Source organism: Sphingomonas sp. 10B4, from assembly GCF_035019905.1.
Taxonomy (GTDB): Bacteria; Pseudomonadota; Alphaproteobacteria; order Sphingomonadales; family Sphingomonadaceae; genus Sphingomonas; species Sphingomonas glacialis.
This window is the reverse complement of the sequence record NZ_JASJVC010000045.1, coordinates 21,755-28,837: the sequence shown is the minus strand read 5'-3', so window position 1 is coordinate 28,837 and position 7,083 is coordinate 21,755. Positions and strand designations below refer to the sequence as shown.

Here is a 7,083-nt window from a genome sequence, read left to right as displayed (position 1 = left end):
AGCCCCTCGAGTTCCTCACGTTTCATAAACAGGATGAATCACGGACTGCCCGGTTTGACAAGGGGGTGGGTAATTACGGTCGACAACGGACGGCCAAGCCGGCTCCAAAGGGTGATCCGATCGCTCAGATCGTCCCGGTGACGGACATCATGAAGGCGATCAGCGCATCAAAGCAGGGTAAGTCGGCCACTGTCGAAGGCTACCTCCTCGCCACGGTGACCAAGACCGAATTTACTGGGTGGCGATATTACACGGGGATGCCTGATACCGCGACTTTGAAGCGCGACATGGCTGAGGCTTTGGGCGGCAGCGCCGCTCCGATTTTCCGTAATGGGGCTGATGGCAAAACGGAGATATTTGTACTCAAGCGGTAATCCAAAGAGTGGGTCGGCACCCTCCACTTATGGTCGCAAGTAACGTGTCACCGTGATGCAACGCTTTTGATTTTTGCATCAGAAATGACTTGGTCTGGTGGAGGCATTCGCCGTCTGAGCTAAAAAGTCGTCCAGCTGATTTCGCGCAAAATCCTGGGGATAAAGATAGGCCATCGACCATTTTGCATAGCGTCGGATACGAGTTGGACCATCCGCCATCATTTTTAGGCTATGGTGGCGCGTATCGACGGCGATCCGGCTCATAAGCGCGTGCAACTCAGTTCTTGGCCCCTCCAGCAATTGTGCGAAGCGCCCATTCTGATACGTCAGAATTCCCGTAATTTCGGCGCGCAAATTATGAGGTTGGGCCAGTGCGCAGATCGTTCGCACGTCTGCATCCAGCATTTCACCCGGAGCCGTGGCAATGCTCACGTAGGATAGCTTCCACAAGCTCAAGCGACGCTCCCGGTTGTCAGGCACCGCTCCTCGCGACGCCAGATCGCTACGTACGGCAGGAGCGCAACAAGGGAAACGCCTATTCCACAAGCCGATTCGGTTCCCACAAACGAAACCGTGTCGGGAGCGCGCCTCCGCCAATCGCGCAGGCGGCTGTCGTAGGGTTCCGCTTTCCCGAAATCTGTTCCCGATCGCTCATTTCCGAAATTCGCGCTCGGAGAACGGAAAACGCGAAAGAGCGCGCTGGCCTAACGGCTGCTTCCAGTGACGACAGGGGCCACGTGAACGTCGACGTTGGGCTACTCCGACCAGCCCGCATTTCCGCCAGCGGCGATCATGACCAGCACGCTCGCCGCCTGTCGCTTTAAACAGGATCGACCACCTTCGCCGGCCGACTACGCTTCGGTTCCGATGCGGGCGTCTCGCCCTTCACAGGAACTTTCGGTCCCGGCTTTCGGCCGAGACCGATCTTCTTCGCCATATCGCGACGCATTGCCGAGTAGGAAGGAGCAGTCATAGGATAATCGGCCTTCAAACCGTACCGCGCGCGATATTCGGCGGGCGTCAGACCATTGGTAGATAGATGCCGCGTCAGCGTCTTGTAGGGCTTGCCGTCGATCATCGAGATAATGACATCAGGATTTGCCAGCGACTTCCGCGCAGTGACCGCGCCGGTAAATTCAGGAATGGCTTCCTCAGGGGGATTTTCCGCCGGCGCGGTTGAGAGGCCGACTACTGCATCATGCATCGAATTCAAGAAGGCCGGGACATCCTCCGCCGACGTTCGCGTGTTCGGATTCGACAGCCATGCCATCGTCAATTCGGTAGCTAATTCAACGGCGTTAATAGTTTCGTCAGTCAATGTGGATTTCCTTCCAAGCCAGGATGTAGCGAGAACTGCGTAAAAATCACCCTGAACGCCACAGGTACGTGGGTCAGCACGTTTGCTATTACCAGACAACTAAACCGCGCTCAAAGGCAGACATAGGGCGGAAGCCTCTATCGCGCTCGCTCAGTCCCCGAGTGCGTATACCGTTCCGCAGCTAGGCTTTGAACACGTTCAGCACGCTGGGCCATTTCGTCCCACCGCTCTGCCGATCGAAGCGCCCGGATGCGAATATTAGGTAGGGTGGCAATCTCAGCCTCTGCACGCTCGGCGTCTGCGCGCGCTCGGTACAATTTTGGATCGTCAATCATCTCGACGGTTTACCTCTTTCAACATTGTTCCGCTAGCGATGCTGCCTGCGAGCCCCGAAGCCTCGACCTGAGCGTTTCCTGCCGGTCAGCTGCTACCGTCAATCTATGTCCTTATACTGTACAGCGGTCATTTAAGGATGACGGCTGCATCCGCTCCCGACGAGAACGGCCCTTCTCGATCGCTGACACGAACGACAAGAACGTCTCACCTTGCCATTTTCCAATGGGTTGCCTGCCATCGGATAGATAAGGGATTCGACCGTTCGCATCGCTTACTCAGCCGCAAATCGCTTGGCCAACCTCGCGCTGGAGCCGCTTTTGGCAGCGAGCTTAGCACCGTAGCGCATCACAGTATTGGGATCGCGCCAGCGATAGGCCTGCATGATCGCCGGCAGGCTTTCTCCGGCCGCGAAATTGTCTTGCGCGACGCCGACACGGATTGAGTGGCTGGAGACCGCTGCGACCCAACGTTCAACCTCTTTTTCGCCCATGGCGCCGAGCAGATTCTTCTCGAACGCCTGACGGACAAGACGTTTGTAAATGATTCCGATCGTGCCGGGGTGGAGCGCACCCTGACCAACCGACCGCACACTGCCGTCAAAGTAGGTTTCTACCCTCCGGAACAGAGGACCTTTTGAGATCCCACCCCTGTCGCGCCAGCGATCTATCGCCCGCATCGTCGCCGGCGATAGATAGGCGTGCGCGCCCTGCCCTTCCCGGTCGGTCTTACTCTTCGGGATCAACAGGGTGCCCGCCCCCTCCTCGTCGGGTCCGTCGATATGGGTGAAGTCAATCGCGACCAACTCAGACCGGCGACAGCCCGTATCGTAGGCGACCCGAAGCAACGCCTCATCCCGCGCACCGAGCATGTCCTTCCGACAGGCTTTGATCAGCGCGGTGAGTGACACACCGGCCGCAGGCCCATCGAGATCTGTGACGTCGCCTTTGAAGCGGATCGCCCGTGCCTGGGTCTGCCGCACGCCCACGGCCTTGCGAGCGGCCTTAAGCTCGAGCCGCACCAGCGGCGCCGCGGTCGGGTCCTCCCGTCCCGCCATGCGATAGGCCCAGCCGATATGGACCAGATAGCGCGCGATCGTCGCCGCCGAGCGCGCTCCAGTCGCGCGTGCCGCTTCGGTGCTGATATCTTCGCCAGAGAGAGCCCGGACGTAGCCAGCGACCGTTTGCGCGGTCGCAGCCCCCGTCTGCACATGGGATCGTCGGCACCAGAGATCCCAGAGGCGTAGATCGGAGAGGAATGCGCGCACTGTGTTCGCCGACCATGCGCGTGAGGCCGCAGCAACGAGCTGCGGATCGAGGAGAGCCCACTGGGGCGCGAGCGCCTTCACCTCGCTCACGATGGCTTGAAGGGCGCTGTCTGGGCCGTCTGCTACGGGGAAAAGCGAGTTTTCAGCCATTTTTTACCCGTTACCGTGAGACGGCGCGTTTGGCTAGGGTCACGATAACCCTTTATTATCATGTGTGCCCGCTCCCCGCTGTAGACCAGAACACTTCTCTCAGGATATAAACGGCCACCATGCGGCCGCAATTATTCGAAACATCGCTCTTGAACGGGGCTGCCGTTGGCCGCGCGATAGAGCAATGCGCACTGGCGATTGCGCGTCTAGATGCGCGCGTTTCTGCTAGTTCCGTGACCAATGCCTGGGCGTTGCGTGCGGCTTGGACAGGCTACGCCCGGGCTCTGCAGTTGCACGGCGTCGAAATTGACGAAATCGACGTATTTTCGTGGGGTACTGGCGTTACAATCGCTGGCCGGCCGGCACGGAGCACGGTCGTCGACAACTATGCGGCCTTCCCGATCTGGCGGGCGCGGATGGCGCAGCGGGGCAGGCACTGGGCCGAAGACCTTCCCTTCACGCCACAGCGCGATACAACGCCGTCTGCCCCGTCGCTCCTGGCGCGAACACTCGATCTTCTTGCCCAATGGGTCCAGAACGAGCTGGCATTGGATGCGTGGCTTGCCCTACCGATCCTGCTGCATCGCATAGGCATCACCGAACGCTCCCTCCCCTGCCTCGTTGCTGGCGATGCGCGGCTTATGTTTGGGACACGCGATTCACCGGCACTGATGCGTCGCTTGCTCCATGAGTTGTGCGATCGAGCGGAAGCCGGACTGCAGAGCCTGGTTGCGATGGAGAACGCTCGAACGCGTGCTCTCATTGCTTTGCGGGATCAGCATCGCCCAGGAGCGCTACGCGAACTTCTGGCAATGCTACAAGCGGGCCCTATTCAGACCCCGGAGGCTGTCTCTCGCCATCTCGGGATCACCCTTTCGGGTGCAGGAAAGCTCCTACAGCGGGCCGCACACCTCGGAATGGTCAAGGAGGTAAGCGACCGTCGTTCCTGGCGGTTGTATATGACCCCTGACCTTGCCATCTCGCTCGGGTTTGGAACGCCGCCTCGCGGAAGGCCCCCTCGCCCACCCGTGGCCTTGTTTACGGCACCTGATTCCATGCTCTCCGCATTCGACAGCGAGATGGCGGAGTGGGCGCAACGGTTCGGGTCTATCGCGCTGGAAGAGGTGTATATGGCGCAAGACCCGCTCTTAGCGCCCCAGGACGAGTAACACGAAGCTCCAAGCGTTTCAGAAACCCCCAGCTTGCACCGCACTTATGTGAAGCGATGTCTGAATGGGTTCGCCCCTTTATTGGAACCGCTGCACGCTGCAGCGCAGCGGCGCCCGGCGTTCGACCTCCCACTCAATCAGGCCCCTGCCCATCAGCTGCGCCCAGGGCCGCCATCTCCTTCATAGAACGCCACCAGCGTCTCAAGCATATCGGCAAGCCTCTGACGCAGTTGGCTGTCGGGGTGATATCAGTGTCGATCTCTCCGCCCTGTATGTTGGTGGGATCGACGATCGCTGCCGCCAAGAGCCGATAGGGGATGAAATTCCGTGGTTTGGGCAAACGCCAATACTATTCGGCGACGGCATTCGCGGGATCAATCGCTAAATAGAGCGTAGGCCATCCCTTCCTGATCGACCGCCTGCCATGAGCTAGGCGTCCTCACCCTACTGCCGCGTGCGCATGTATCGCGCGTTCTGCATGTACCGACGTCGGGATAAAGCGCGATGAGGGGAAGGTCGTAGACCTGGGCCGTCCAAGAAGAGCTTATGCTTAAACGCTTGAGGCCGTGCGCTTGAGATCGTCGAACGCTTCTTGCGCCTGCGGGGCTTCGCCGTCCTTCGGCGGTCTTGCGAAAGTCGGGGTCGGTTGACGCATAAATCGCAGGATTGCAGGGTTCGTGACCAGCGTGATCGGGGTGTTGTCAATGCGCCGTGTGATCTCGCCAACCTCGACGATCGATACATGCAGCGCTCGTTCATTCGGACCGATGCGATCATGTTTTTGTCGCGGATACCTTCGACAAAAGTGGAAAACGCGAGTGCACCCGCTGGCCGTTGCGCACCGGCGTGAATCATCATTCGAAAGACTTTATCCATTTTTCTAAGATTTGAAAATCTCGAGGTTAGAGAGTTTATACCTTAGGTTAGAGAGTTAAGGCGACTGGTGCAGGCCGAATATGTGCGCAAACGCGCGATTCGCAAGACGGGCGCTGTTCCCGAAGTGTCGGTGCAACGTTCCTCTTGTGTCGAACCCCGTGTTCCTGAAAGATCGACGTTGCGTTCCCAGAGAGTCGAACACCGTTCCCGGAGTGTCGATGCTCTATGATAGCGGCTCAAATCCGGGGAGCGATTGAATCACTTTTGCAGAGCGCGCGAAGGGAGAGGTTCAAATGCTGGCATTTGCTCGATTCTTGCGGGCCTGCTACCGAATCGAGCCGACACATCGGGAACGCCGGGCGTGCTGGAACAGCGGGGGGATGCGGATCAACGGCCCAAGGTGTGGCGGTTAGCCTTGTCGAAGCGCCGCACGAATCCAATGAATGCGCTTTGATAGCTGACCGGCGTACGCCCCGGATCGGCTCCGACCCAAGTGCGAAATTCGGCATGTAACGTCTGGTAGTCCCACCCCGGGCACTCCGCGCGCAGCGTTGCGAGCGTCGCGTCGGTGATTTCGCCCGCTGTTGCGCGGGTTGCCAGACTGGTCCGAGAGCGCCGTAGTAGCGCCTTAACGTCCACCGTTGCATCGTCGCCCCCCGCCTCGCCGACAGCGACCGGACTGGGTGGCGGAGATGCGCTCGACGGCGCGGGCTTCGCGCTGGTGTGCTCCGACACCGTACTGACCGGACGCGCGGCATCGCTGCGCCGCTGCATCCGCAATGCCGGCTCGCGTTTGCCCGTTGGCGTCTCCAACCTCAGGGTATAGCCAGGGAGCTCGTTGCGTTCCGCGATCTTGGCGATTTCGAACTTGAAGCGACGATACTGCCCCTCGGCACCCGATTTCTCGAACAAAGTCGGCATCGCAATCGCGAAGCCCACCTCCCCTGCCCCGCCGGCATGCTTCCGCGCGACGCGGTAGAGCCAGCGCTCCCGCCCGCCCGTGAGGTCGAAATAGGCGCGGTCGATCGAGAGCACCCCGCCCTGCATCATCACGCCTTCCCAAAACCAGTTCGACAACTCAATCGTCATTCCGCGCGAGCGTTCGGTCTTCTCGTCGACCAGCTGCGTCCAGCCGTCGAGCCAGCTAAACGTCGCCTCGCGGCGGTTCTCGGCGCGAATGTTCGTCTTTATCGTCGTCGCGACGAGCCGGTCGAGCGCTTGGCCGAGCAATTCGTACGCGCGCCCGGTCGTCGGCCGTCCGATAGCGCGTAGAAGATCATATGGCATCAGGTGCAGCTTGCGCGGCACATCGTTGACGCCGCGGCGCGCCATGTCGGCGAGGACGCTCGCGCAATAGATGAGGATGTCGGCGTCCCAAATCGTCGCCATGCCGTAATCGGGGTTGCCTGAGACATGGACCCACAGCTTTCCATCCGGGCTTTTATAATCAATCGGCTTGACGCGCTTCGACTTCGCGAGGCTGAAGAACGGGCGCTCCATCATCTCGCGCTGATCGCGTAGCGGCAGATCGGCGAGATAGGGCAAGAACAGGTCAAACTGCTCAGAAATGCTTCGACGCCCGGCGCGACTCATCGC

General features: G+C 59.9%; 6 protein-coding genes. 2 read left to right on the top strand and 4 right to left on the bottom strand.

Annotated features, from left to right (window positions below):
* The coding region (locus QN347_RS13285) for a hypothetical protein (protein ID WP_323494056.1) at positions 1-374 on the top strand (374 nt) is incomplete at its 5' end.
* Between the two features lie 78 nt (positions 375-452).
* Here the strand turns inward: QN347_RS13285 and QN347_RS13280 are convergent.
* The 3 genes from QN347_RS13280 to QN347_RS13270 form a co-directional block, all read right to left on the bottom strand.
* Positions 453-854, bottom strand: coding sequence for a BLUF domain-containing protein (locus QN347_RS13280; protein ID WP_322164259.1), 402 nt, complete (start codon positions 852-854; stop codon positions 453-455).
* 340 nt (positions 855-1,194) lie between these two features.
* Complete coding sequence (locus tag QN347_RS13275; protein ID WP_322164260.1) at positions 1,195-1,692, bottom strand: MucR family transcriptional regulator; 498 nt, start codon at positions 1,690-1,692, stop codon at positions 1,195-1,197.
* Positions 1,693-2,299: 607 nt separating this feature from the next.
* Complete coding sequence (locus tag QN347_RS13270) at positions 2,300-3,442, bottom strand: tyrosine-type recombinase/integrase (RefSeq protein ID WP_322164261.1); 1,143 nt, start codon at positions 3,440-3,442, stop codon at positions 2,300-2,302.
* A 149-nt stretch (positions 3,443-3,591) separates the two neighbouring features.
* Here QN347_RS13270 and QN347_RS13265 point away from each other — a divergent pair, with 149 nt between their 5' ends.
* The gene (locus QN347_RS13265) at positions 3,592-4,611 is read left to right on the top strand and encodes a hypothetical protein (protein ID WP_323494055.1); all 1,020 of its coding nucleotides are present in this window, start codon (positions 3,592-3,594) and stop codon (positions 4,609-4,611) included.
* 1,263 nt (positions 4,612-5,874) lie between these two features.
* On the opposite strand, the gene QN347_RS13260 is transcribed toward QN347_RS13265, so the two are convergent.
* Positions 5,875-7,080 carry a replication initiator protein A gene (locus QN347_RS13260; protein ID WP_322164263.1) on the bottom strand — a complete coding sequence of 402 codons (1,206 nt, stop codon included), beginning with the start codon at positions 7,078-7,080 and terminating at the stop codon, positions 5,875-5,877.
* Positions 7,081-7,083 lie beyond the last annotated feature (3 nt).